Source organism: Microbacterium dauci, from assembly GCF_030065535.1.
Taxonomy (GTDB): domain Bacteria; phylum Actinomycetota; class Actinomycetes; order Actinomycetales; family Microbacteriaceae; genus Microbacterium; species Microbacterium dauci.
Map to the genome: position 1 here is coordinate 330,133 of NZ_JASJND010000006.1, position 24,744 is coordinate 354,876.

20 protein-coding genes and 1 tRNA gene are annotated in these 24,744 nt (G+C 70.1%); 13 read left to right on the forward strand and 8 right to left on the reverse strand.

The window, feature by feature from the left end:
- The first annotated feature begins 35 nt into the window (after positions 1-35).
- Entirely contained in the window at positions 36-758 is a 723-nt protein-coding gene (locus tag QNI14_RS10375) for an HAD family hydrolase (RefSeq protein ID WP_283716743.1), read from the forward strand.
- A gap of 40 nt (positions 759-798) precedes the next feature.
- Entirely contained in the window at positions 799-3,417 is a 2,619-nt protein-coding gene (locus tag QNI14_RS10380; RefSeq protein WP_283716516.1) for a glycoside hydrolase family 65 protein, read from the forward strand.
- Positions 3,418-3,528: 111 nt separating this feature from the next.
- On the opposite strand, the gene QNI14_RS10385 is transcribed toward QNI14_RS10380, so the two are convergent.
- Complete coding sequence (locus QNI14_RS10385; protein ID WP_283716517.1) at positions 3,529-4,596, reverse strand: NAD(P)-binding domain-containing protein; 1,068 nt, start codon at positions 4,594-4,596, stop codon at positions 3,529-3,531.
- An 87-nt stretch (positions 4,597-4,683) separates the two neighbouring features.
- Between QNI14_RS10385 and QNI14_RS10390 the strand changes: the two genes are divergently transcribed.
- Together QNI14_RS10390 and recR are read left to right on the forward strand one after the other, a co-directional pair.
- Positions 4,684-6,792: a DNA polymerase III subunit gamma and tau gene (locus tag QNI14_RS10390; RefSeq protein ID WP_283716518.1), complete on the forward strand. Its 2,109-nt coding sequence runs from the start codon at positions 4,684-4,686 to the stop codon at positions 6,790-6,792.
- Between the two features lie 15 nt (positions 6,793-6,807).
- Positions 6,808-7,401, forward strand: a complete 594-nt coding sequence (recR, locus tag QNI14_RS10395) for a recombination mediator RecR (protein ID WP_283716519.1) — start codon at positions 6,808-6,810, stop codon at positions 7,399-7,401.
- 32 nt (positions 7,402-7,433) lie between these two features.
- Here recR and QNI14_RS10400 read toward each other — a convergent pair whose 3' ends face one another.
- Together QNI14_RS10400 and QNI14_RS10405 are read right to left on the reverse strand one after the other, a co-directional pair.
- Positions 7,434-7,835 carry a DMP19 family protein gene (locus QNI14_RS10400; protein WP_283716520.1) on the reverse strand — a complete coding sequence of 134 codons (402 nt, stop codon included), beginning with the start codon at positions 7,833-7,835 and terminating at the stop codon, positions 7,434-7,436.
- 20 nt (positions 7,836-7,855) lie between these two features.
- Positions 7,856-9,244, reverse strand: a complete 1,389-nt coding sequence (locus QNI14_RS10405; RefSeq protein WP_283716521.1) for a threonine/serine exporter family protein — start codon at positions 9,242-9,244, stop codon at positions 7,856-7,858.
- Positions 9,245-9,381: 137 nt separating this feature from the next.
- Here QNI14_RS10405 and QNI14_RS10410 point away from each other — a divergent pair, with 137 nt between their 5' ends.
- The 5 genes from QNI14_RS10410 to QNI14_RS10430 all read left to right on the forward strand — a co-directional run bounded on the left by QNI14_RS10410 (position 9,382) and on the right by QNI14_RS10430 (position 15,044).
- Positions 9,382-10,668: an aspartate kinase gene (locus QNI14_RS10410; protein WP_283716522.1), complete on the forward strand. Its 1,287-nt coding sequence runs from the start codon at positions 9,382-9,384 to the stop codon at positions 10,666-10,668.
- Between the two features lies 1 nt (position 10,669).
- Positions 10,670-11,545, forward strand: coding sequence for a phosphotransferase (locus QNI14_RS10415; RefSeq protein WP_283716523.1), 876 nt, complete (start codon positions 10,670-10,672; stop codon positions 11,543-11,545).
- Between the two features lie 169 nt (positions 11,546-11,714).
- On the forward strand, positions 11,715-12,785 hold the full coding sequence (locus QNI14_RS10420; RefSeq protein WP_283716524.1) for an aspartate-semialdehyde dehydrogenase: 1,071 nt from the start codon (positions 11,715-11,717) through the stop codon (positions 12,783-12,785).
- A gap of 105 nt (positions 12,786-12,890) precedes the next feature.
- Positions 12,891-14,396, forward strand: coding sequence for a malate:quinone oxidoreductase (locus QNI14_RS10425; protein WP_283716525.1), 1,506 nt, complete (start codon positions 12,891-12,893; stop codon positions 14,394-14,396).
- 9 nt (positions 14,397-14,405) lie between these two features.
- On the forward strand, positions 14,406-15,044 hold the full coding sequence (locus QNI14_RS10430) for a thymidine kinase (RefSeq protein ID WP_283716526.1): 639 nt from the start codon (positions 14,406-14,408) through the stop codon (positions 15,042-15,044).
- Positions 15,045-15,056: 12 nt separating this feature from the next.
- Here the strand turns inward: QNI14_RS10430 and QNI14_RS10435 are convergent, their stop codons facing one another.
- The 4 genes from QNI14_RS10435 to QNI14_RS10450 all read right to left on the reverse strand — a co-directional run bounded on the left by QNI14_RS10435 (position 15,057) and on the right by QNI14_RS10450 (position 19,683).
- A complete protein-coding gene (locus QNI14_RS10435) occupies positions 15,057-15,821 on the reverse strand; it encodes an HAD-IIB family hydrolase (protein ID WP_283716527.1) in 765 nt (254 codons plus the stop codon).
- A 93-nt stretch (positions 15,822-15,914) separates the two neighbouring features.
- Positions 15,915-15,988, reverse strand: a tRNA-Pro gene (locus QNI14_RS10440).
- A gap of 16 nt (positions 15,989-16,004) precedes the next feature.
- On the reverse strand, positions 16,005-16,967 hold the full coding sequence (locus QNI14_RS10445) for a metallophosphoesterase (protein WP_283716528.1): 963 nt from the start codon (positions 16,965-16,967) through the stop codon (positions 16,005-16,007).
- Between the two features lies 1 nt (position 16,968).
- Positions 16,969-19,683 carry a transglycosylase domain-containing protein gene (locus tag QNI14_RS10450; RefSeq protein WP_283716529.1) on the reverse strand — a complete coding sequence of 905 codons (2,715 nt, stop codon included), beginning with the start codon at positions 19,681-19,683 and terminating at the stop codon, positions 16,969-16,971.
- 95 nt (positions 19,684-19,778) lie between these two features.
- On the opposite strand from QNI14_RS10450, the gene sp36 reads away from it, so the two are divergent.
- Both sp36 and QNI14_RS10460 read left to right on the forward strand, forming a co-directional pair.
- On the forward strand, positions 19,779-19,997 hold the full coding sequence (sp36, locus tag QNI14_RS10455; RefSeq protein ID WP_283716530.1) for a Sp36 family protein: 219 nt from the start codon (positions 19,779-19,781) through the stop codon (positions 19,995-19,997).
- Positions 19,997-20,464 carry a RidA family protein gene (locus QNI14_RS10460; RefSeq protein WP_283716531.1) on the forward strand — a complete coding sequence of 156 codons (468 nt, stop codon included), beginning with the start codon at positions 19,997-19,999 and terminating at the stop codon, positions 20,462-20,464. Before sp36 ends, QNI14_RS10460 begins: the two co-directional genes overlap by 1 nt.
- Before the next feature lie 19 nt (positions 20,465-20,483).
- Here QNI14_RS10460 and acs read toward each other — a convergent pair whose 3' ends face one another.
- Positions 20,484-22,448, reverse strand: a complete 1,965-nt coding sequence (gene acs, locus QNI14_RS10465; RefSeq protein WP_283716532.1) for an acetate--CoA ligase — start codon at positions 22,446-22,448, stop codon at positions 20,484-20,486.
- A 409-nt stretch (positions 22,449-22,857) separates the two neighbouring features.
- Between acs and QNI14_RS10470 the strand changes: the two genes are divergently transcribed.
- Complete coding sequence (locus QNI14_RS10470; protein WP_283716533.1) at positions 22,858-23,844, forward strand: TadA family conjugal transfer-associated ATPase; 987 nt, start codon at positions 22,858-22,860, stop codon at positions 23,842-23,844.
- On the forward strand, positions 23,841-24,719 hold the full coding sequence (locus QNI14_RS10475) for a type II secretion system F family protein (protein ID WP_283716534.1): 879 nt from the start codon (positions 23,841-23,843) through the stop codon (positions 24,717-24,719). Before QNI14_RS10470 ends, QNI14_RS10475 begins: the two co-directional genes overlap by 4 nt.
- Positions 24,720-24,744: the final 25 nt, after the last annotated feature.

Consider the following 24,744-nt stretch of genomic DNA (forward strand, 5'->3'; position numbering starts at 1 on the left):
GGACGGGGGTGCGCCGATACGCTGGGAGCGTGACGATGGACGAGCTCCCCGACCTCACCACCTTCGACGGCGTGCTCTTCGACCTCGACGGCGTGCTCACCCCGACCGCAGAGGTCCACATGCACGCCTGGGCGACGATGTTCACTGAGCTGTTCACAGCCTGGGGGATCGAGCCCGTCTACACCGAGCGCGACTATTTCGAGTATCTCGACGGCAAGAAGCGCTACGACGGCGTCGCGAGCCTGCTCCGTTCGCGTGACGTCGAGGTGCCGTGGGGAGACCCGTCGGACGACCCGACCGCCGACACCGTGTGCGGCATCGGCAACCGCAAGAACGCCGTGTTCGAGGCGGTGCTGCGCGCCGAGGGGATCGCGCCGTATCCCGGGTCGCTCGCGCTGGTGCAGAAGCTCCAGGATGCCGCCGTGCCGATCGCCGTCGTCTCCAGTTCGAAGAACGCCCGCGAGGTGCTCACCGCCGCCGGCATCATCGACCGGTTCCCGGTGATCATGGACGGCGTCGTCGCCGAGCACGAGGGGCTCGCCTCGAAGCCTGCGCCCGACGTCTTCGCCCGCGCTGCCGTCATGCTCGGCGTCGACCCCGCGCGGAGCGCCGCCGTCGAGGACGCGCACTCCGGTGTACAGTCGGCCGTCGCGGCGGGATACGGTCTCGTGGTCGGCGTCGATCGCGGCGTCGGTGCCGAAACCCTCCGCGCCGTCGGTGCGCACGTCGTCGTCGACGACCTCGCCGTCTTCGTCTGATCCCGCAGTCCTTCCACCTCCTTTCCCGAAGAGGACCCGAATGATCGATCGCCTCCGCTTCCCCGTCGACCCCTGGCGCCTCGTCGAGACCGACTTCTCGCTCGACGACGTCGGGGTGACCGAGACGCTGTTCGCCGCAGGCAACGGCTACCTGGGGCTCCGCGGCAACCACCCCGAGGGGCGGCAGGCGCAGGAGCACGGCACCTTCATCAACGGGTTCCACGAGGTGTTCCCGATCCGCCACGCCGAGCAGGCGTTCGGCTTCGCCGAGGTCGGGCAGACGATCATCAACGCGCCCGACGCGAAGGTGATGCGGGTCTACGTCGACGACGAGCCGCTGTCGCTCGACATCGCCGACGTCCGCGAGTATGAGCGCGCGCTCGATTTCCGCACCGGTACGTTCACGCGCCACGTGCGGTGGATGACGCCCAGCGGCAAGGACGTCGTCATCGACTTCGAGCGGATGGTCTCGTTCGAGGAGCGCCACGTCGCGATCATGCGGCTCTCGGTGACGGTACTGAACGCGGATGCCCCGGTGACGATCAGCTGCCAGCTCATCAACCGGCAGGACGGCCAGGACGTCTACGGCGGCGGCGGGAATCTCGGTAAGCAGAAGGCTGTCGGGTTCGACCCGCGCAAGGCCGAGAAGATGTCGGAGCGCGTGCTGCAGCCGCAGGAGTACTGGCAGGACGGCACCCGCTCGGCGCTGTCGTACAAGGTCACGGCATCCGGCATGACGATCGCCGTCGTCGCCGACCACATCGTCGCAACTGACAACGAGTACTCCGCCCGCGGCCTCGTCGAGCCCGACATCGCGAAGAACGTCTTCCGGGTGCAGGCCAAGCAGGGCGTTCCGGTGACGGTGGCGAAGGTCGTGAGCTACCACACGTCCCGCGGCGTGCCGGCGCGCGAGCTCGTCGACCGAGGCCGCCGCACCCTCGACCGCGTCGCGCAAGAGGGCGTGCAGGCGCAGTTCGACCGTCAGCACGCCTGGGTGCAGGCGTTCTGGGAGCGTTCCGACGTCGTCATCGAAGGCCAGGACGACCTGCAGCAGGCCACCCGCTGGTGCCTGTTCCAGCTCGCGCAGGCCGCGGCACGCGCCGACTCGATGGGCGTCCCCGCGAAGGGCGTCACCGGGTCGGGCTACAGCGGCCACTACTTCTGGGACACCGAGGTGTACGTCCTGCCGTTCCTCGCGTACACGACCCCGCTCTGGGCGCGCAACGCGCTGCGGATGCGTGCGCTCATGCTGCCCGCCGCCCGCAAGCGCGCCGGTCAGCTCAACGAGGCGGGCGCACTGTTCCCGTGGCGCACGATCAACGGCGAAGAGGCATCGGCCTACTACGCCGCCGGGACCGCGCAGTACCACATCAACGCCGACGTCTCCTTCGCCGTCGGCAAGTACGTCCGCGCCACCGGCGACACCGAGTTCCTCTACCGCGAGGGTGTCGACATCCTCGTCGAGACCGCGCGTCTGTGGGCGACCCTCGGGTTCTGGCGCTTCTCGGAGGGCGGCGACCCCGAGAGCTTCCACATCCACGGCGTGACCGGCCCCGACGAGTACACGACGGTCGTCAACGACAACCTCTTCACGAACGTGATGGCGCGGTACAACCTGCGCTACGCGGCGCGGGTCGTCCGCGAGATGTCGGTCGACGAGCCCGAAGCGTACGCGGCCCTCGCTCAGCGGCTCGACTTCGACCCGGCAGAGGCCGAGGCCTGGCAGGCGGCCGCCGAGGCGATGCACATCCCGTACAGCGAGGCGCTCGGCATCCACCCGCAGGACGCCGTGTTCCTCGAGCGCGAGGTCTGGGACCTCGACAACACGCCCAAGGAGCAGCGACCGCTCCTGTTGCACTTCCACCCGCTCGTGATCTACCGGTACCAGGTGCTGAAGCAGGCCGACGTGGTGCTCGCGCTGTTCCTGCAGGGCAACCAGTTCACGCCTGCCGAGAAGCTCGCCGACTTCGAGTACTACGACGCGCTCACCACCGGCGACTCGACGCTGTCGGCGGTCGTGCAGTCGATCCTCGCCGCCGAGGTCGGCTACCAGGACCTCGCACTGGAGTACTTCCGTGAGTCGGCGTTCGTCGACCTCGGCGACCTGCACAACAACGCGTCGGACGGCGTGCACGTGGCATCCGCCGGCGGCGTCTGGACCGCGCTCGTCTGCGGCTTCGGCGGCATGCGCGACCACCGTGGTGCGCTCAGCTTCGACCCGCGCCTGCCCGCCGACTGGCCGTCGCTGTCGTTCGTGCAGCACTGGCACGGCACGCGTCTGAACGTCACGGTGCGCCGCGACGAGATGACGGTCGTCGCCGGTCCCGGCGAGGCGGTCTCGTTCACCGTCCGCGGCGCTGGGTACACGGTCGCCGGCGGCGAGCAGGTCACGATCCCGCTCGACGGGCAGGGCACGGTGATCCCGGGGCGTCCTACGCTGCGGCAGATCGGCGAGCAGCTGCGCGAGGACGGCACGCTGCTGTCGGCCTCGGTGCCTGATGCCACGGCCGCGACATCGCTGCCGGTGCACACCGGCACGATCCCGGTCGTGGGCGGCGACACCGCCGACGTGCCGGAGCAGTCGGCGCCAGAGCCGGACGACGCGAAGACGCGGGCGATCTCGACGGTCGACGCGAGCGACGTCGGTATCGACACGTAACGCGGGCGCGGAGGGCGGCGCGTAACTCAGGCAGAACTGCCGCTGAAGACGTCGAGCGGCTCCGCGAGCGCCGATCAGCCTGAGGTATGGCACCCGCGCGGACGACGCGCGTCAGCCGTCGGCGATGATCGCGCGGACGGCTGCCCGGCCGGCGCGGTTCGCGCCGATCGTCGACTGCGACGGTCCGTAGCCGATGAGGAACAGGCGGGGTTCGTCGATCGCGCGCGAGTCCGCGACGCGGATGCCGCCCGCGGCCGTACGCAGGCGCAATGGTGCGAGGTGCGCGATGTCGGCGCGGAACCCGGTCGCCCACAGGATGACGTCGACCGGTTCGAACGACCCGTCCGGCATCCGGACGCCGTGCTCCTCGATCGCCGTGAACATCGGATGCCACACGAGTGCACCCCGGTCCCGTGCCGACTGCGCCCAGGGCGACCAGTGCGCGCCCGTGACCGAGACGACACTGCCCGGTGGGATGCCCTGCCGCACCCGCTCCTCGACGCCCGCGATCGCCTGGATGCGCGCGGCGGTGTCGAAGGCCGTGGCATCCCACTGCGGTTCGGTGCGGGAGACCCACAGGGTGTCGGTGACGGCCGAGATCTCGTCGAGCAGTTGGATCGCCGAGACGCCGGCGCCGACGACCCCGACGCGCCGACCGGCGAACGCCTCGGCCGACACGTAGTCGTGCACGTGGAGCTGCTGCCCCGCGAAGCGTTCCGTTCCGGCGACGTGCGGCCAGAACGGGCGGCGCCACGTGCCCGTCGCGTTGATCACGTATCGCGCCGCCCAGGTGCGTCCGTCTGTCGCCTCGACGAGAAGTCGCCCGTGCGGGTCGTCGGCCGCGCGGCGCACGGCGGTGACGCGCACGGGGCGCTGCACGTCGAGGTCGAACATCGCCTCGTACTCCGCGAAGTAGGCGGGCAGGACTTCGCGGCTCGGCGCCGCGGGGTCGGCGGGTGGCACCGGATGGCCGGGCAGCTCGTGAATGCCGTTCACCGTCCCCATGCGCAGCGTCGCCCACCGGTGCTGCCAGGCGCCGCCAGCGCGCTCCTCGGCGTCGAGGACGACCATCGACGGACCGTCGCCGCCGACCGGGCCGTAGCCCCGGCGGCGGAGGTGATGCGCCGCCGAGAGGCCGGCCTGACCTGCGCCGATCACCACGACGTCGACGAGTTCCACGCCGGGTGCAACGCCGACACCGCGGTGCGATGTTCCCGAGCCCGGATCCGTCCGCCCCGTGTCGGTGCCACGCCGTAGTCTGTTCTGGTGACCACCGCCCTGTACCGCCGCTACCGCCCGGAGACGTTCGGCGAGATGATCGGGCAGTCGCAGGTCACCGACCCGCTCATGACCGCGCTCCGCGGCGACCGCGTCGGGCACGCGTATCTCTTCTCCGGCCCCCGCGGCTGCGGCAAGACGACGTCTGCGCGCATCCTGGCCCGCTGCCTGAACTGCGCGCAGGGGCCCACCGACACCCCGTGCGGCACGTGTGACAGCTGCGTCGAACTCAGCCGCGGCGGCGGCGGGTCGCTCGATGTCGTCGAGATCGACGCGGCATCCCACAACGGTGTCGACGACGCCCGCGACCTCCGCGAGCGCGCGGTGTTCGCACCCGCCCGCGACCGGTTCAAGATCTTCATCCTCGACGAAGCGCACATGGTCACGGCGCAGGGCTTCAACGCGCTGCTCAAGCTCGTCGAAGAGCCGCCGGCGCACGTCAAGTTCATCTTCGCGACGACCGAGCCCGAGAAGGTCATCGGCACGATCCGCTCGCGCACGCACCACTACCCGTTCCGCCTGGTCGCCCCCGCCGCGATGCTCGAGTACATCGAGCAGCTCTGCGCGCAGGAGGGTGTGCAGGTCGAGCCCGGCGTGCTTCCGCTCGTGGTCCGCGCAGGTGGTGGCTCGCCTCGTGACACCCTGTCGCTCCTCGACCAGCTGATCGCCGGATCGGATGCCGGAGTCGTCGCGTACGCGCGCGCCGTCGCGCTCCTCGGGTACACGCACGCAGAGCTCCTCGACGAGGTCGTCGACGCGTTCTCTTCGCGCGACGCCGCCGGTGCGTTCGGCGCCGTCGACCGGGTCGTGCAGACGGGGCAGGACCCGCGCCGCTTCGTCGACGACCTGCTCGAGCGCCTGCGCGACCTCATCATCGTGGCCGCGACCGGCGCCGGCGCGAGCGCCGTGCTGCGCGGCATCCCGGCCGACGAACTCGAGCGCATGGGTCGTCAGGCGTCCTCGTTCGGCACCGACCGGCTCTCGCGCATCGCCGACCTCGTCGTGACCGCGCTCGACGACATGACCGGCACGACGTCGCCGCGGCTGCAGCTCGAGCTCCTCGTGGCGCGCGTGCTCGCCGCTGGGGATGCGCCATCGGGCGTCGGTGCGGTCGCAGCCCCTGCGGCTGCTGCTCCGCCGGTGACGTCGGCGCCGACCGTGCCCGCGACAGCTCCCCCGGCCTCGACGCCTTCGGCGGCTGCTCCGGTGGCAGCCACGCCTGCCGCAGCCGCTCCCGTCGCCGAGGCGCCGGCGCCTTCGGTTCCCGCACTGCCCGAGCCGCCGGTCCCGACCGGACCGATCACCTTCGAGCAGGTGCGGGATGCGTGGCCAGAAGTGCTGCGTCGCCTCGAAGACATCAGTCGCACCTCGTGGATGATCGCGACGATCTCGCGCCCGGTCGCCTACGACGACGAGGTGCTGACGCTCGCCTTCCAGAGCCAGTCCGACGTGCAGTCGTTCAAGAAGCTCAACGCGGGCAAGGGGCCCAGCGAAGACCTCCGCGTCGCGATCCACTCCGTGCTCGGCGTGCGGGTGAAGTACCGCGCGCACCACGACGGCGACCCGACGCCGCCCTCGGGCGGCTCGGCGCCGCAGTCCGACCCGACGCCCGGCGGTGGGGCGCCCTCGCGGCAGCCGCCCGCGGCTCCGTCGAGCCCCGTAGGCGGCACGCCCGCGCCGTCGGCGGCGCCCCGCGCTTCCGCGCCGCGACCTGCGGCCGCTGCGGCGGCGCCCGTCACCGAGTGGGCGGTCGCACCGATTCCCGGCGGCGACGGCCCCAGTGCGCAGTTCGCTGTCGACGACGAGCCCGAAGACGCGGCATCCGCCCCGCAGCGCACCCTGACGGTCGAGCGCGAGGGCGATGTGTTGTCGGCCGAAGCACCCGAGCCCGACGACGACCGTGACGAGGACGAGATTCCCCCGCCGGTGGATGCAGACGCCCCGATCCCGGTGCGCGTGGTCCCCGAGCGCGTCGCTCCGGTCACGCCGATCCGTTCCGGCGGCATCGAGCGCGTCGGCGAGGCGGCCGTGCGGCAGCTGCTCGGCGCGCGGTTCGTGCGCGAAGAGCCGTACACGCCGCCGACCAGATTCAACTGAAGGACCGCCTGAACCATGTACGACGGCATCGTCCAAGACCTGATCGACGAGTTCGGGCGCCTGCCCGGCATCGGACCGAAGTCCGCGCAGCGCATCGCGTTCCACATCCTGCAGACGCCGACGTTCGACGTCTCCCGGCTCGCGCACCTGCTGTCGGAGCTGCGCGAACGCGTGCGCTTCTGCGAGATCTGCGGCAACGTGTCCGAGCAGGACCAGTGCGGCATCTGCCGCGACCCGCGCCGCGACCGAACCTTCATCTGCGTCGTCGAAGACGCGAAGGACGTGTCGGCGATCGAGCGCACGCGTGAGTTCCGCGGCCTGTACCACGTGCTCGGCGGCTCGATCAGTCCGATCGCCGGCATCGGGCCCGACGACCTCCGCATCGCCCAGCTCATGCAGCGCCTCGCCGACGGCACGGTGACCGAGGTCATCCTCGCGACGAACCCGAACCTCGAGGGCGAGGCGACGGCGACCTACCTCAGCCGACTGCTGCACACGCTCGAGATCAGCGTCACACGCCTCGCGTCCGGATTGCCGGTGGGCGGCGACCTCGAATACGCAGACGAAGTCACGCTCGGCCGCGCGTTCGAGGGGCGTCGCGCGATCTGACGGCGCGGCCCGCTGCTCAGCGTTTCGAGAATTCAGTCGAGCGGTGCGAAGAGTTCCGGCTCCTGCGTGAGCGTGCGCTCGAGCGCGTCGCTGAGGTCGTCCGACTCGAGGGTGTATTCCTCGGTGATCCGCTCCTCGGCGTCGGCCCAGGCCTCGTCGTCGCCGATGCCGACGGTCTGCTCGTACTCCTCGTGGGCGCGCTCGACCGTGTGCGCCGTCGTCTCGAGCCCCAGCGTCCGATAGCCGTCCACGATCGCCGCGATCGGGAACTCTTCGTCGGTCGCGTGCACCTCGACCGCGTACCAGAGGCCGCCATTCTGCACCATGCCGTCGAACGTCAGCACGTTCCGCAGTGCGACGTCGCCGCCGAGCGTGGCATCCCAATCGAAATCGAGTGCCCGGTTCCAGATGTCGTCGGTCGCAGCAGAAGCCATACGTCGAGCCTATTGCCCGCTCACACCCGCACGCGGGCGCGGGTGCGGGTGACAGATGCGAGCGATGCGCGCAACGGCTGGCCGACGTAGATGCCGAGCGAGGCGCCGACCGCGAGGGCGATGCCGATCGTGGCCGCGGCGGCCAGCGTCGTGAAGCCCGTCAACAGGACCGCGGCATCATCGCCCGATTCGACGATGCCGAGCAGTCCTCGGAAGACAGCGGCGCCGGGCACCATCGGCAGGATCGCGGCGGTCGTGATTGCGACCGACGGCACGTGCAGTCGGTAGGCCGCGACGACGCCGACGAGGCTGCCGACGAACGCGCCGACGCCGCTGGCTGCCGCGGTCTCGAATCCGATGGCGGATGCCGCGAGGTACCCGCCCCACGCGACGAGGCTCAGCACGATGCTGACGACGACGATCCGCAGGCCCGCACCATTGAACACGGTGACTGCGAGTGCGATGAGTCCCGCGCCGACGAACTGTGCGGGAACCGGCCCCAGGGGGAGGACGTCGTCCGGCGCGGTCATGCCGAGCCCGATCACGCGCGCGGTCTCGAGCCCGGCGAGAATGCCGAGTACGACGCCGAGCGTCTGGGTGGTGAGCTCCAGGATGCGGCCCATCGCGGTGAGCGCGAAGCCGTCGATCGCGTCTTGCGCAGCGCCGACGACGGTGAGTCCGGCGAGCATGAGGACGATGCCGGATGCCACGATCACCGACGGGCGGATGTCCACGGCCAGCTCCCATCCGGTCGCCCGGAGGAGTGTCGCGGTGGCTGCGACGAGGGTGAGGACGAAGGCGCCGGCGATCTGGCTGAAGAAGAACGGGACGCGCGCTCTTGCGAGCAACTGCTGTGTGATCGAGGCGGCTGCCGCGGCGAAGAACGACAGCGCGATGACGAGCACGTTGCCGCCGAACATCACGGCGACGCCGACGGCGAGGAGCGACTGCGCCACGACGACGACGGGCGCGTGGTAGCGGAACGGCGTGCGGCGGATCACCCGGAACGCCGCGACGGCGTCGTCGAGCGCGGCGCCGGCGCGGATGTCGATGACGAGCGCCTGGAGTCGCTGCAGTCGCTGATGATCGGGTGCCGATCCGCGCACGACGCGCAGCAGCGTGATCGGCCGGTCGGCGCCGCTGCGGTGGTGGGCGACGGTGATCGAGTTGTACGTCACGTCGACATGGACCGGATCGAGCCCGTAGGCGCCCGCGACGCGGACGATCGTGAGTGTCACTTCGCTGGCGGATGCCCCGGCCACGAGCATCGTCTCGCCGATCCGGATCGCGAGGTCGAGGACCCGGACCGCGAACGCGTCGTCGAGGATCGGGAGCATTTCCGTCGCGGGGGAGGCATCCGACGTGCGGACGAGCGAGGTGAGCGACGAGAGGATCCGTCGACGTGCCATGTCGCCAGCCTAATCACGTCTCGCTCCGAGGGCGCCGTCACATGGCCGCGGTCGCATGACCGGCTCCCTAGGATGGGAGCCAGGGCGTGCGTCACCGCCCGCCGGTGCGCCGGCATCCACCCGGGAGTTTCCGACCTATGGCCCTGATCGTCCAGAAGTACGGCGGTTCGTCCGTCGCCGACGCCGAGAGCATCCGCCGCGTCGCGAAGCGCATCGTCGACGCCCGCCGTGCCGGCCACGACGTCGTCGTCGCCGTCAGCGCGATGGGCGACACCACCGACGAGCTGCTCGACCTCGCGTCGCAGGTCTCGCCGCTGCCCGCGCCGCGCGAGCTCGACATGCTGCTCTCCAGCGGTGAGCGCATCTCGATGGCATTGCTGGCGATGGCGATCAACTCGATGGGCTTCGAGGCGCGCTCGTTCACGGGCAGCCAGGCCGGCATGATCACCGACAGCTCGCACGGCGCCGCCCGCATCGTCGACGTCACCCCGGTCCGGGTGCGTGAGGCGCTCGACGAGGGCGCCATCGTCATCGTCGCCGGCTTCCAGGGCTTCAGCCGCGACACCCGCGACATCACGACCCTCGGTCGCGGGGGATCCGACACGACCGCCGTCGCGCTCGCCGCCGCGCTGAACGCCGACGTCTGCGAGATCTACAGCGACGTCGACGGCATCTTCACCGCCGACCCGCGGGTCGTGCCGAAGGCCCGAAAGCTCGCGACCGTCCAGTCCGAGGAGATGCTCGAGCTCGCCGCGAACGGGGCCAAGGTGCTCTACATCCGCGCCGTCGAGTTCGCCCGCCGTCACGGCGTCATGATCCACGCCCGCTCGACGTTCTCGTCGGGCGTCGGCACCTACGTCCTCGGGGCCGGTATGACCGCGCCCGACCAGCAAGAGGGAGCAGAGATGGAAGAGCCCATCGTCACCGGTGTCGCCACCGACCTCAGCCAGGCGAAGATCACCGTCGTCGGCGTGCCCGACGTGCCCGGCAAGGCCGCCGAGATCTTCAAGATCGTCGCGAAGTCGGGCGCGAACGTCGACATGATCGTGCAGAACGTGTCGGCCGCCGCGACCGGACGCACCGACATCTCCTTCACGCTGCCCAAGGCCGAGGCATCCACCGCGCTCCGCGCCCTCGCGGCGGAGCAGGGCTCGGTCGGCTTCGACAAGCTCGTGCACGACGACCAGATCGGCAAGCTGTCGGTCGTCGGCGCGGGCATGCGCACCCACTCCGGCGTCTCGGCGACCCTCTTCGAGGCGCTCTCGACGTCGGGCGTGAACATCGAGATGATCTCGACCTCCGAGATCCGCATCTCGGTCGTGGTGCGCGGCGACGACCTGGCCGACGCCGCACGCGTCGTGCACACGGCCTACGGGCTCGACGGCGACACCGAGGCGGTCGTCTACGCGGGGTCCGGCCGCTGAGATGCCCCGGCCGCGGCTCCACGTCGGCCGGATCGAGGTGACCCCCGCGGTCGTCCGTCGCCTGCTCGCGCAGGTGCCGGCATTCGCGGACGAGCCGCTGCGCGAGGTGCCTTCGACGGGCACCGTCAACGCGCTGTACCGGGTCGGTGAGCGCGCGCTCGCACGCCTGCCGATCATGGCCGAATGGAGCGATGCGGCCGCCGAGGCCGAGACGCTCGCGTTCGTCGCGCCGCGGCTCCGCGTCGAGGTGCCGACGGTGTTGCACGTCGGCGCGCCGGATGCCGCCTACCCGAAGCCCTGGCTGCTGCTGAGCTGGCTCGGCGGGACGATCGCGACACCCGGTGCAGGGGGAGCGGCACTCGCGGACGACCTCGCCGCGTTCCTCGGCGACCTGTGGCAGCTGCCCGTCGAGGATGCCCGCGCCGGCTACCGACAGGGGCTCGATCAGTACGACACCGCGGTGAAGAACTCGCTCGCCGCCGCAGCGGATCTCGTGGAGGTGGCGGCGCTCGAGCCGCTGTGGGCCGACGCACTCGCGGCGCCGGGGTGGCGGCATCCGCTTCGGTGGACCCACAGCGACCTGCTCGCGAACAACGTGCTGCTGGACGCCGATGGTCGGCTGCACGCCGTCCTCGACTGGGAGGCAGCCGGTGTCGGCGACCCCGCCTGCGACCTGATGAGTGCCTGGAGCATGCTCGACGGCAGCGGACGAGCGCGCCTGCGTGAGCTGCTCGACCTCGACGATGACACGTGGCGCCGCGGCCGCGGGTGGGCGCTGCTCCAGGCGATCATCGCCCTGCCGCACTACCGCGAGACGACCCACGGGCTGGTCGCCCACTCGCTGCACGTGCTCGGGGTGCTCGCCGCCGACGGCTGAGCGCCGCTGACGCAGATCGGCAGGATGGCGCCGCCTCGAGGCAGTTCACGCACGGTCATCTCGGCGATCGGGCGTCGCGCGGACCGATAGAATCGCCGAAACCCGCCCGACATTCGCCGTCTCCCGGCGTGGGCGCGGCATCCGTCCCACCGCAACGCAAGGACCGCTCATGACCGTCATCTCCGAATCCGGACTCTCCGTCGCCGTCGTCGGCGCCACCGGCCAGGTCGGCACCGTCATGCGCGAGATTCTGCTGGAGCGCGGCTTCCCGATCCGCTCGCTTCGCCTCTTCGCGACTGCGCGGTCCGCCGGCAGCACGATCGTCTTCGATGGTCACGAGATCGTCGTCGAGGACGTCGCGACCGCAGACCCGTCCGGCATCGACATCGCGCTCTTCTCGGCCGGAGCCACCGGCTCGCGTGCGCACGCGCCCCGCTTCGCCGAGGCCGGCGCCGTCGTCATCGACAATTCCAGCGCCTGGCGCATGGACCCCGAGGTCCCCCTCGTCGTCAGCGAGGTCAACCCGCACGCGACGCTGAACCCGCCCAAGGGCATCATCGCCAACCCGAACTGCACCACGATGGCCGCGATGCCGGTGCTGAAGCCGCTGCACGTCGAGAGCGGCCTCGTCCGCCTCACCGTCAGCACCTACCAGGCGGTCTCGGGCTCCGGCCTCGCCGGCGCCGAGGAGCTCCTCGGTCAGGTCGAGGGTGTGCTCGCGCAGGGCAAGACGCTCGACCTCGTCCACGACGGTGCCGCGGTCGAGTTCCCGGCACCGCAGAAGTACGTCGCCCCGATCGCCTTCGACGTGATCCCGTTCGCCGGCAACCTCGTCGAGGACGGCGACAATGAGACCGACGAGGAGAAGAAGCTCCGCAACGAGAGCCGCAAGATCCTCGAGCTCCCCGACCTCCGGGTCGCGGGCACCTGCGTGCGCGTCCCGGTGTTCACCGGTCACTCGCTGTCGATCCACGCCGAGTTCGACCGCGACCTCACCCCCGAGCGTGCGCGCGAGCTGCTGGCCGACGCCCCCGGTGTCGAGCTCGCTGAGGTGCCGACGCCGCTGCAGGCCGCCGGTGCCGACCCGAGCTTCGTCGGCCGCATCCGCGCCGATCAGTCCGCGCCCGAGGGCAAGGGTCTCGTGCTCTTCGTGAGCAACGACAACCTGCGCAAGGGCGCGGCGCTCAACGCCGTGCAGATCGCCGAACTCGTCGCCGAGCGTCTCGCCGCCCGCGTCTGAGCGGATGCCGCGGCATCCGCTTCACGTCCGCGTAAGAACGCGCATTGTTGCGGACGTCGGCGGCCGGTGTGCGACCGGGAGGCCACGGCGCGCCGCGTAGACTGGATGACCGTGACTGAGAACGAATCGGCGAATCCAACGGCGGGGACGTACGACGCCGTGCTCATCGGCGGCGGCATCATGAGCGCCACGCTGGGCACCCTCCTGCAGCAGCTCGAGCCCGACTGGAAGATCGCCGTCTTCGAGCGGCTCTCGGACGTCGCGCAGGAGTCGTCCAACGCCTGGAACAACGCCGGCACCGGTCACGCCGCGCTCTGCGAGCTCAACTACACGCCCGAAGGCCCCGATGGGTCGATCGACCCTGCCAAGGCGATCGGCATCAACGAGCAGTTCCAGCAGTCGCGCCAGCTCTGGTCTGCCCTCATCGAGCAGGGCGTCCTCGACGAGCCGTCCACCTTCATCAACCCGACGCCGCACATGACGTTCGTCCGCGGTGAGAAGGACGTCGCCTTCCTCAAGAAGCGCTACGAGGTGCTCAAAGAGCAGCCCCTCTTCGCGGGTATCGAGTACTCCGAGGACTCGCGCGTCATCAACCAGTGGGCGCCGCTGCTCATGCACCGTCGCCGCGCGGGGGAGCCGTTCGCGGCGACCCGTGTTCCCGCCGGCACCGACGTCGACTTCGGCTCGCTTACGCGCCAGCTCTTCGACCACCTCGGCGCGCAGGGCGCCGACGTCGTGGTCAACCGCGAGGTGCGAAACCTCACCAAGCAGAAGGACGGCACCTGGAAGGTGTCGTACCGCAACTCGGTGGGCCGCACGCCCGGCTCTGTGAACGCGCGTTTCGTGTTCGTCGGCGCGGGGGGCTGGGCGATCAAGCTCCTGCAGCGCTCCGGCATCCCCGAGATCAGCGGCTACGGCGTCTTCCCGATCGGCGGCCAGTGGCTGAAGACCTCGAACCCCGAGCTCGTCGCGCAGCACAAGGCGAAGGTCTACTCGCAGGCATCCGTCGGCGCACCGCCGATGTCGGTGCCGCACCTCGACACCCGTGTCGTCGACGGCGAGGCTTCGCTGCTGTTCGGTCCGTTCGCGACGTTCAGCCCGAAGTTCCTCAAGCAGGGCCGCCTCACCGACATCGTCGCGCAGGTGCGTCCGGGTAACCTCTGGCCGATGCTGAAGGTCGCCATCGACAACCCGGGACTCATCAAGTACCTCGTCAGCGAGCTCCTGAAGGGCCACGCGAAGAAGGTCGACTCGCTCCGCGACTTCATGCCGAGCGCCCGCGACGAGGACTGGGAGCTGCTCCAGGCCGGTCAGCGTGCCCAGGTCATGAAGAAGGATCCGAAGAAGGGTGGCGTGCTGCAGTTCGGCACCGAGGTCGTCAGCTCCGCCGACGGCTCGATCGCCGGACTCCTCGGCGCCTCGCCGGGAGCCTCCACCGGGGCATCCATCATGCTCGGGCTCCTCAAGACGTGCTTCCCCGACCGCATCGCCGGCTGGGAGCCGACGCTCCGTGCGCTCATCCCCACGTACGGCGAGACGCTGAACGGCGATGCCGCGACCGCGTCGCAGGTGCTGCAGAAGACGGCGTCCGCGCTCCAGATCAACGCCTGAGCCGGCGGCATGGCGAAGCTCTACTTCCGCTACGGGGCGATGAACTCCGGGAAGTCGACCGCGCTCCTGCAGGCCGCGTACAACTATGAGGAGCGCGGCCAGCACATCCTGCTCGCCAAGCCCGAGATCGACACGAAGGGTGCCGATCAGATCTCCAGCCGCCTCGGCGTCGAGCGGACCGTGGACTTCCTCATCCGGCCAGACGACGACGTGCGCGCGCTTTTCGCCTCGCACCGCGAGCGCGTCCAGCGGACCGCCGACGAGGCACTCGTGCCCGATGAGCACCACGACGTCGCCTGCCTCCTCGTGGACGAGGCGCAGTTCCTCACTCCGGCGCAGGTCGACGATCTGCTGCGCATCACGGTCGAAGACGGCGTGCCTGTGCTCGCGTACGGCATCCGCACCGACTTCCAGACCCGCGCGTTCCCCGGGTCGGCTCGGCTCATGGAACTCGCGCACAGCCTCGAAGAACTGAAGACGATCTGTCGCTGTGGCAGCAAGGCGCTGTTCAACGCGCGCCTCGTGGGCGGACGGTTCGTCTTCGACGGCGATCAGGTCGCGATCGACGAGCTCACCGCCGACCGGGTCACGTACGAGTCGATGTGCGCGCGGTGCTATCTGCGCGAGTCTGGCGGCCGCCTCCGCTGACCGCGACCGGCCTCAGTGGGTCGGCAGCGTCGGGATCAGTCCGTCGAGGAACACTGCGGTGTCCTCCCAGCCCTCGACTGCCTGGCAGGTGACACCCATCGCGAGGACGGGGTAGTCGTTGCCGTGCTCGTCGAGGCGGTCACCGACGAAGAGCATGTCGTCGAGGTGGATGCCGGTCTGTTCGGCGAGCTTGCGCATGCCGTAGGCCTTGTCGATGCCGCGGTGGGTGATGTCGACCGAGGTCGACCCGCCGGAGCGGACTTCGAGGTCGGGGATGCGTGCGGCGACGGCGTCGCGAAGGGCGTTCTTCTTGGCCCCGTCCGGGTCCCAGGCCATCTTGGCGTCGAGCGGTGCGCTCTGGCCGAGCGCCGAGAAGGTGATCTGCGAGCCGCGGTCTTCGAGGATCGGCCCCCACGTCTCGGACTCCCAGACACCGAGGCGCTTCGCCTCTTCCTCGACGGCGGCGAGGGCGCGGGCCTTCTCGTCGTCGGACAGGGTGTGCGCGTAGACCGTCTCGATCCCCGCGTCGGTCAGCCGGTAGTACTGCGTGCCGCACGTGGGCATCAGGTGCATGTTCGCGAGCACCGTCGCCGTGGTCTCGGGCAGACGCTCGACGACCTGGGTCTTGAACTGCTGCAGCTGACCGCCGGAGATGATCGCGACCTGCACCCGCTCTGCGAGGGCGAGGAGCAGGTCGCCGATGCGCGGATCGATCGCGCTCTTGGACGGTGCGAGCGTGTCGTCGAGGTCGAATGCGACGAGTCGAGGCGTGGTCATGGTGAGCGTGCTCCGTTCCCCCGGGGAGTGTGCGATTCCCCGGCGGACCGGGGGATGCGAAAGGCCCCGCCTTGCGGCGGAGCCTCTCTGCTGTCGGGGTGACAGGATTTGAACCTGCGGCCTCGTCGTCCCGAACGACGCGCGCTACCAAGCTGCGCCACACCCCGTGGCAACCCTCCGAGTCTACCCTCTCGGATGCCCGTCCGACGAATCGTGGGACGATCCCGCTCGCAGTGTGAGGACGGATGCCTCGGGGAGACACGCGAACCGTACGGGTGCGTAGATCGAGTGCCCGAGCCCCGCACTGACGTTGAGCGGGACGGCGCGGTGGTCGTGCCGCCAGGTGCTGAGTCCGCGGGCCTGATCGAGCGGGATGTCGCAGTTCGCGACGAGCGCTTTCGACGAGAACGGGATGCGAACCTGCCCGCCGTGCGTGTGCCCGGCGAGGATCGCTGCGACACCGGCATCCGTGAATCGGTCCAGCACGCGACGGTACGGCGCATGGGTGACACCGAGGCGGAAGGCTCCGTCCGTCGCGAGTCCGTCCAGTGCGGCCAGGGCGCCGTCGAGGTCGTCCCAGTCACGGTGTGCGTCGTCGACGCCGACGGCGTCGACGCGGAGGCCGCCCACGTCAAGCGTCGTCGCGGTGTTGTTGAGGTCGGTCCAACCGAGCTCAGCGGTGAAGTAGTCGTCCATCGCTGCGGTATCGAGCGTCCCCGATCGCTTGGCGTAGGCGGAGGGGCCCCGGAAGTACATGAACGGGTTCCGACCGCTCGGGGCGGTGACGTCGTTCGAGCCGTGGACGAAGACGCCGGGGATGCCCGCGAGCGGGGTGAACGCCGCGCGGATACCGCGCAGGCCGTCCTCGTGGCCGAGGTTGTCGCCGGTGTTGACGACGAGGTCGGGCTGGGTGAGGTCGGCGAGGTCGGCGATCCACCGCTGCTTGCGGCGTTGCCACGGCGCCATGTGCGCGTCGGACAGGTGCAGCACCGTCAGCGACGGCGAGCCGGCGGGAAGGATCGCGAGCTCATGCCGACGCAGCGTGAAGAGGTAGCGCTCGATGCCGAAGCCCCACACCGCCGCGCCCAGGCCGACGGCCCCCACCGCGCCGAGCGCGGTGAGGGCCGTCCGTGCTGGTGGACGCACGTCAGTTGCCGTCGCCGGGGCCGGGGATCACGCCGCCGTCTCCGCCGCCGTTACCGCCACCGCCGTTGCCGCCTCCGTTCCCGTTGCCGTCGCAGTCGGACGACTGGTATCGGATGGTGATGCGGTCGCCGCGCGACACGGTCTCGCCCGCGGACGGGTCGGTACCGGTGACGACACCCTCGGCGGGCGCACCTTCCGCGTCGGAACACAGCGTGCGGACATTCGTGAAGCCGGCTGCCCGCAGCGCCGCCTGTGCGTCCTCGGGCGTGCCGCCCACGCCGGGCACCGTCGCGCCTTCGCCGTTACTCGGGCTGATCGTGACGGTCGTCCCCGAGGGGACGCGACCCGCACCGGGGGACTGTTCGACGATCGTGCCCGCTTCTTCCGTCGCGTCGACCGGGTCGCCGACGGTGACGGAGAACCCTCGCTCTTCGAGGACGTCGGTGGCCTCTTCGACGTCCATGCCGACGACGTTAGGCAGATTCACGTACTCGCGCTTGGTGAGATCCTTATCGGGCTGGGGGAAGGCCTGTCCGCCGTACTCCGCGTTCGCCGCGCGCTGCATGACCGGCCAGATCGCGTTACGGATGCGGGATAGGCGCCAGCCGTTCTCCCAGTGCTCGTCCAACTTGATGTTGGCCCACCGGTCGTCGTCCTTCGTGTCGGTGCCGACCCCGGCGATCTGCGTCGCCTTCTCATTGCCGACCCAGACCACGGTGGCGACCTCGGTGCTCGCACCGTCCATCCAGGTGTGCTCGAACTGGTGGATACCGGTCTTGCCCAGGATCGGGACGCCGTCGTAGGTCCGCGATCCCGAGCCGGTACCGTCGCCCTGCATGACCGCCTGCAGTGCGTAGGCGGCGGTCGAGGCCACTGCCTCGCTCATTCCGCGCTCGCACGTGCGCTCGGGGATCGGGTGCTCGCTCCCGTCGGCGTTCAGGACCTTGTCGATCGCCTTCGACTCGCAGAGGATGCCGTTCGAGGCGACGGCAGCGTAGACCTGCGCCATATCGAGCGGTGCGACGTTGCCCGAGCCGAGGACGTCGTAGGGGACGTTCTCGTTGTCGAGCGGATCGCCCGTGCCGCGCATGACGCCGAGGTCCATCGCGACCTGGTTCGTGCTGCACACTGAGATCCGCTCGGCCATCGCGAGGAAACCGGAGTTCAGCGAGTCCTTCGTGAAGTTGTACGGCGTGCCGTTGTAGCCCGAGCTCCCCTCGAAGTTGCCGATGTGGTTGGTCTGTCCGGAGTTGTCCGCGGGCTGCTGGACGATGTTGCCGTTACAGGTCTCGACGTTCTTGATGCCGACCCGGCCGTTCACGTTGGCGTTGACCGAGTTGCCTTCCTGGAGCCAGTTGATGAGGCTGAACAGCTTGTACGTCGAGCCCGCCGAGAACCCGCTCGCGCCACCGTCGACCTGGCGGACGTTGTAGTTGAGCTGTGTGGTGTTGCGGTTGCCGGTCTCGACGCTGTAGGGCCGGTTCTGCACCATCGACAGGATGCGGCCCGTGCCCACCTCGACCTGGGTCCCGGTGGCGCCGAGCTCCATGTAGTCGACCGATGACGGCACGATCGAGATCGCGTCGCGCGCCGCGGCCTGCAGGCTCGCGTCGATGGTGGTGTACACCTTCAGGCCGCCGCGACGGAGTGCCGCCGTGCGCTCTTCGGGCGTCTCGCCGAACGCCGCGTCGCGCTTGATCTGCGAGACGACGTACTCGCAGAAGAACTCCATACCCTTCGCCTGCTGGCATCCGGTGCGTCGCGGGTTGATCTTCGGGGTGATCGTGCCCTCGTTGTAGAGGTCGAACTCCTCTTGCGTGATCTTGCCGTCCTTCAGCATGCGGCCGAGCACGTACTGCTGCCGGTCCTTGGTGAGCGCGTACCCGTCGGCGGCCGTGTTGATCGGCTCGCCCTCCGAGTTGGTCACCGACCCCCGCTCGGGACGGTCGATGCGCAACGTGTTCGGCTCGACGACCATGCCGGCGAGCGCCGCGGACTGGCCGATGCTCAGCTTGTCGACGGTCGTGTTGAAGTAGTAGCTCGCGGCGGCGCCGATGCCGTACACCGATCCGCCGAAGTGCGCGATATTGAGATACCCGATGAGGATCTCGTCCTTCGAGTACTCCTTCTCGAGCTGGATCGCGTAGCGCATCTCCTGGAGCTTGCGCTCGTAGCCCGCGGTGCCCGAGTTGACCGTGGACTCCTCGTAGCAGACCCGGACCTCATCGTCGGAGGTCGCTTCGGCCTCGCAGTTCTGCTGCAGCACGTTCTTCACGTACTGCTGCGTGATCGACGAGCCACCGCGGTTCGTGCCCGAACCCAGGTTGCCCGCGAGTGCGCTGAGGGTACCGATCAGGTCGATACCGCCGTGCGTGTAGAAGTTCTTGTCCTCACTCGAGAGGATCGCGTCGTAGAGGACCGGGTTGACCTCGTCGAACGTCACCGGAATGCGGTTCTGGTCGTAGAACTCGGTCATGACCGTCCAGTCACCGGCCCCGTTCTTCGCGTAGAGCTCGGTCGGCAGCATCAGCTTGTCGATCTTGAGGTAGCTCGGCATGTTGTCGAACATCTCGATCGCGCTGGATGCCGCGTAGCCGGAAACGGCGATCGCCGGGGTGACCGTGGCCGTGACGAGAACGCCGGCGACGGTGCTCAGGCCGATGAGGCCGAGCACGCCTCCGAACACACCGGTGGCGGTCCTTTTCGAGTGGGGCATAGGCTGATCGTAGGGGAGTTACCTGGGGGATGCCTCGGATGGACGACCCGTTTCCGCGGTCCGCCGCGACACCCGCCGAGCCTCCGGGAGCCTTCATGACCACGTGGGAGTACATGACCACGCCGCTGCTGATTCACAACACCGCCGCGATCCTCAACAACTGGGGCAAGCAGGGGTGGGAACTGGTGCAGGTGGTGACCGGGCCCGAGGGCGGGCTCGTCGGCTACTTCAAACGTCCCAGCGGCGGCGGTGCGTCGAACTCTGCCGGACTGGATGCCGCAGCGCAGGCGGCGCGGCAGTTCGGGCAGGGCTGATGTCGGTCTCCGCTCGCCTCGCCGAGCTCGGCATCGAGCTCCCCGCGGTCGTCCCCCCGGTGGCGGCGTACATCCCCGCGAAGGTCCACGGCGACCTCGTCTACACCTCGGGGCAGCTCCCGATGGTGGACGGAGCACTGCCCGCCACCGGCAAGGTCGGTGAGGGTGAGGGACTGGTGCCCGCCGCCGACGCGACCGCGTATGCGCGGCAGAGCGCGTTGAACGCGATCGCTGCGGCCGCTGCGGTCGTCGGTGGCGTCGATCGGCTCACCGGCGTGCTGAAGGTCACCGGGTTCGTGGCATCCGTCCCCGAGTTCACCGGCCAGCCCGGCGTCATCAACGGCGCGAGCGGCCTGCTCGGCGACGTGTTCGGCGACGCCGGCCGGCACGCGCGCTCCGCAGTGGGCGTCCCCGTCCTCCCGCTCGACAGCCCAATCGAGGTCGAAGTCATCTTCACCCACGCCTGACGACCGGCGCCGTTCCGACCTACTTCACCTGGGCGCTGATGACGCTCATCACGGCGGTGTCGGCGAGGGTCGTCGTGTCGCCGACCTCGCGGCCCTCGGCGACATCGCGGAGCAGGCGCCGCATGATCTTGCCCGATCGGGTCTTCGGAAGCTCGCCCACGATGTAGATGTCGCGCGGCCGCGCGATCGGGCCGATCTGCTCGCCGACCCACTTGCGGAGCGTGTCTGCGAGGCCCTCGGGGGAGTGCTGATCGAGGTAGCTCTGCTTCACGATCACGAATGCCACGACGGCCTGGCCCGTCGTCTCGTCGCTCGCGCCGACGACCGCGGCTTCGGCGACCGCCTCGTTGCCGACGAGCGCCGACTCGATCTCGGTCGTCGAGAGCCGGTGGCCCGACACGTTCATGACGTCGTCGACGCGACCGAGGAACCACACGTCGCCGTCCTCGTCGAGGCGTGCGCCGTCGCCGGCGAAGTAGTAGCCCTGCTGCTCGAACTTGTCCCAGTAGGTCTCCTTGAACCGCTCCGGGTCGCCCCAGATCCCGCGCAGCATGCTGGGCCACGGCTTGGTGAGGACGAGGAGTCCGCCGCCGCCGTTGCCCACTTTGTTGCCGCTGTCGTCGACGACGTCGACGCCGACACCGGGGAGCGGCACCTGTGCGCTACCGGGCTTCGTCTCGGTGACGCCTGGGAGGGCGGAGACCATCATGGCGCCGGTCTCGGTCTGCCACCACGTGTCGACGATCGGGGTGCGGTCGCCGCCGATGACGTGGCGGTACCACATCCACGCCTCCGGGTTGATGGGCTCACCCACGGAACCGAGGAGGCGCAGCGACGACAAGTCGAACTTCTCGGGCACCTGACGCCCGAGCTTCATGAACGAGCGGATCGCCGTCGGGGCCGTGTAGAGGATCGTCACGCCGTACTTCTCGACGAGCTCCCACCAGCGTCCCGGGTGCGGGGTGTCCGGCGTGCCTTCGTAGAGCACCTGCGTCACGCCGTTCGCGAGCGGCCCGTAGGTGACGTAGCTGTGCCCCGTGATCCAGCCGATGTCGGCGGTGCACCAGTAGACGTCGGTCTCGGGATGCAGGTCGTGGACGACCTTGTTGGTGAACGCCGCCTGCGTGAGGTAGCCGCCGGACGTGTGGAGGATGCCCTTCGGCTTTCCGGTCGTGCCCGAGGTGTAGAGGATGAAGAGCGGGTTCTCGGCCGGGAACGGCTGCGCCTCGTGATCGGCGGATGCCGCGGGGACGACGTCGTGGTACCAGACGTCGCGGCCCTCGGTCCACGAGACCTCGTTCTCGGTGCGGCGCACCACGAGCACGTGCTCGACGCTCTCCTGCGGGCCCTGCCCACGGTCGCCGAGTGCCTGGTCGACCGCGGGCTTCAGCGGTGAGACGCGTCCCTTGCGGTAGCCGCCGTCGCTCGTGATGACGAGCTTCGCGCCTGCGTCGTCGATACGGGCGCGCAGGCTGTCGGCGGAGAACCCGCCGAAGACGACGGAGTGGATCGCGCCGATGCGTGCGACGGCGAGCATGGATGCCACGGCCTCGGGGATCATCGGCAGGTAGATCGCCACGCGGTCGCCCGCCTCGACTCCGAGGTCGGTGAGGACGTTCGCGAGGCGCTTCACCTCGTCGGTGAGCTCGGCGTAGGTGACCCGGCGCTCGTCGCCCGGTTCGCCTTCCCACAGCAGCGCGAACCGGTCGCCGTTCCCGGCTTCGACGTGCCGGTCGAGGCAGTTGTAGGCGACGTTCAGCTCGCCGTCCTCGAACCAGGTCGCGAACGGCGGGTTCGACCAATCGAGCGTCTTGGTGAACGGCGTGTGCCAATGGAGCTCGCGTGCCTGGTCTGCCCAGAACGCCTCGCGGTCTTCGGCTGCACGTGCGTAGAGATCAGCGGTCCCGATGGCGGCTGCGGCGAACTCGGCCGACGGTGCGAAGCGGCGTGTCTCGGTGAGGAGGTGATCGATCTGGCTGCTCATGCGGCGCTCCTTTGCGTCAGGCGGCGGTGCCACGCGGACCGGCATCCGCGCCGCCGCGATGTCGCCACTGTAGGTTCGTGCAGCCCGACCGCACTACCGCCGATAGTGGGTGCGCTGGCGGATACATGGACTGAGGCTGAGAAGTCGTGATGCGAACGTATCGGTGGTCGCTGAAAAGTGTCTCGGGGTCGTAGTATTACAACGCCCGAACATTCGCTTCGGCCTCGCAGCCCGCCGATCCCCCCTGACGCGCGGCTGCCGGGCGGCATCCTTTCCCCCAAAGGATGCCGCCCTTCTCCGTTTCCGGCGCCTCCGCGGTGGTTCCTCCACACCGGCGCCGACCCGGGCGCTGTCCACGGGACCGTCGCCGCGGCGGTCGCGCGGCATCCGCTGTCCATAGCGTCGGGGCATGTCGCTCTCGTTCGTCGCCGCGCCGCGTGGTGGGGCCTCCGCGCACCCCAGATCGGTGCCGAGGCATCCGGTCGTCGAGACACTCCGGCCGTACCTCGCCGACCCCGACGTCACCGACGTGTTCGTCAACGGCGACGGCGCCCTCTTCATCGACCGGGGTCGCGGCATCGCACGGATCGACGGCTGGAGCGTCGACGCAGCCGCGGCACGCGACCTCGCGGTGGGGCTCATCGCGCTCGGCGGCAGACATCTCGATGACGCCACGCCCTGTGCCGACGTGCGCTGGGACGGTGGCATCCGCGTGCATGCCGTGCTGCCGCCGATCGCCTGTGCTGGGACAACGATTTCGATCCGACTTCCCGGCACGGGCGTCCCCGACCTCGACGATCTCGGGCGTCGCGGCGCCTTCGACGCTGCGACCGGTGACCGGCTGGCCGGGCTCGTCGCCGGGCGCGAGAATGTGCTCGTCACCGGCGCCACCGGTGCGGGCAAGACGACGCTCCTCGCGGCACTGCTGGGCCGAGTTCCCCCTCACGAGCGGATCGTCACGATCGAGGACGTCGCGGAACTCCGGATCGCCCACCCGCACCATGTGCGGCTCGAAGCGCGGCAGGCGAACCTCGAGGGCGTCGGTGCAATCCCACTCGGCCGGCTCCTGCGCGAGGCGCTCCGGATGCGCCCCGACCGGCTCGTCGTCGGCGAATGCCGCGGCGAGGAGGTGCGCGAACTGCTCACGGCGCTCAACACGGGGCACGACGGCGGCGCGGGCACGGTGCACGCCAGTGGGCTCGACGAGGTGCCGGCGCGGCTCGAGGCGCTCGGCGCGCTCGCCGGGATGGACGATCGCGCCCTGGCACGCCAGGTCGTGAGCGCGATCGGCGCCGTGGTCCACATCGAACGGGGTGCCGACGGCATCCGTCGGGTCACCGGCATCGCGCGGCCCGTGCTCGACGGCGACCGCCTGGGGATGCGGGTGCGGTCGTGAAACCGGTCGACGTGCACTCGGATGCCGCGGCCGTGGCATCCACCGTGGAACGCCTCGCCGTGCTGCTGCGGGCCGGGCTCGCGCCGGCGGCGGCGTGGGAGCACCTCGCGTCCGGCGGCGACGAGACGGCGGTGCTCGTGCGTGATGCCTGGGCGTCCGGTCGTCCCGTGGCGACGACCCTCGCCGAGCGTGGCGACGCGTGGCGGCGGATCGGTGCGGCATGGCACGTCGCGACGACGGTCGGCGCGCCGCTCGCCGACAGCCTCCGCGGGCTCGCCGAAGCCCTCCGCGACGCGCACCAGGCCCGTGACGACGTGCGGATCGCGCTCGCCGAGCCGCAGACCACGGCGCGCCTCATCGCCTGGTTGCCGCTCGTCGCGCTGGCGCTCGGCGGCGCGCTCGGGTTCGATCCCCTCCGCGCATTCACCCAGCCGATCGGAGTCGCGTTGCTCGTCGGCGGCATCCTCCTGATGTTCGCCACGCACCGGTGGACTCGCGCGCTCGTGCGGCGTGCCCAGCCCGAGCCGGGCATCCCGGGACTCGACGCCGAGGTTGTGGCGATCGCGCTGTCGGGCGGAGTGTCGATCCCGCGTGCCCTCGAGGTGGTCCAGGCCGCGGGCGAAGCGGCGCCCGACGCGGCCACGCTCGCCGTGCTCGACCTCTCGCGCACCGCCGGGGTGCCGGCGGTCGACCTGCTGCGAGCGGATGCCGCCTCCCGACGCCAGCGAGCCCGCACCGAGGGGCGCCTGCGTGCCGCCGCGCTCTCAGGGCGGCTGCTGCTCCCACTCGGGGTCTGCACGCTCCCCGCCTTCCTGCTGCTCGGCGTCGGTCCGATGCTGCTGTCGGTCCTCACGACGACGCCGCTGACGCTGTGAACACGTGCCCATCCACCACCGAAGA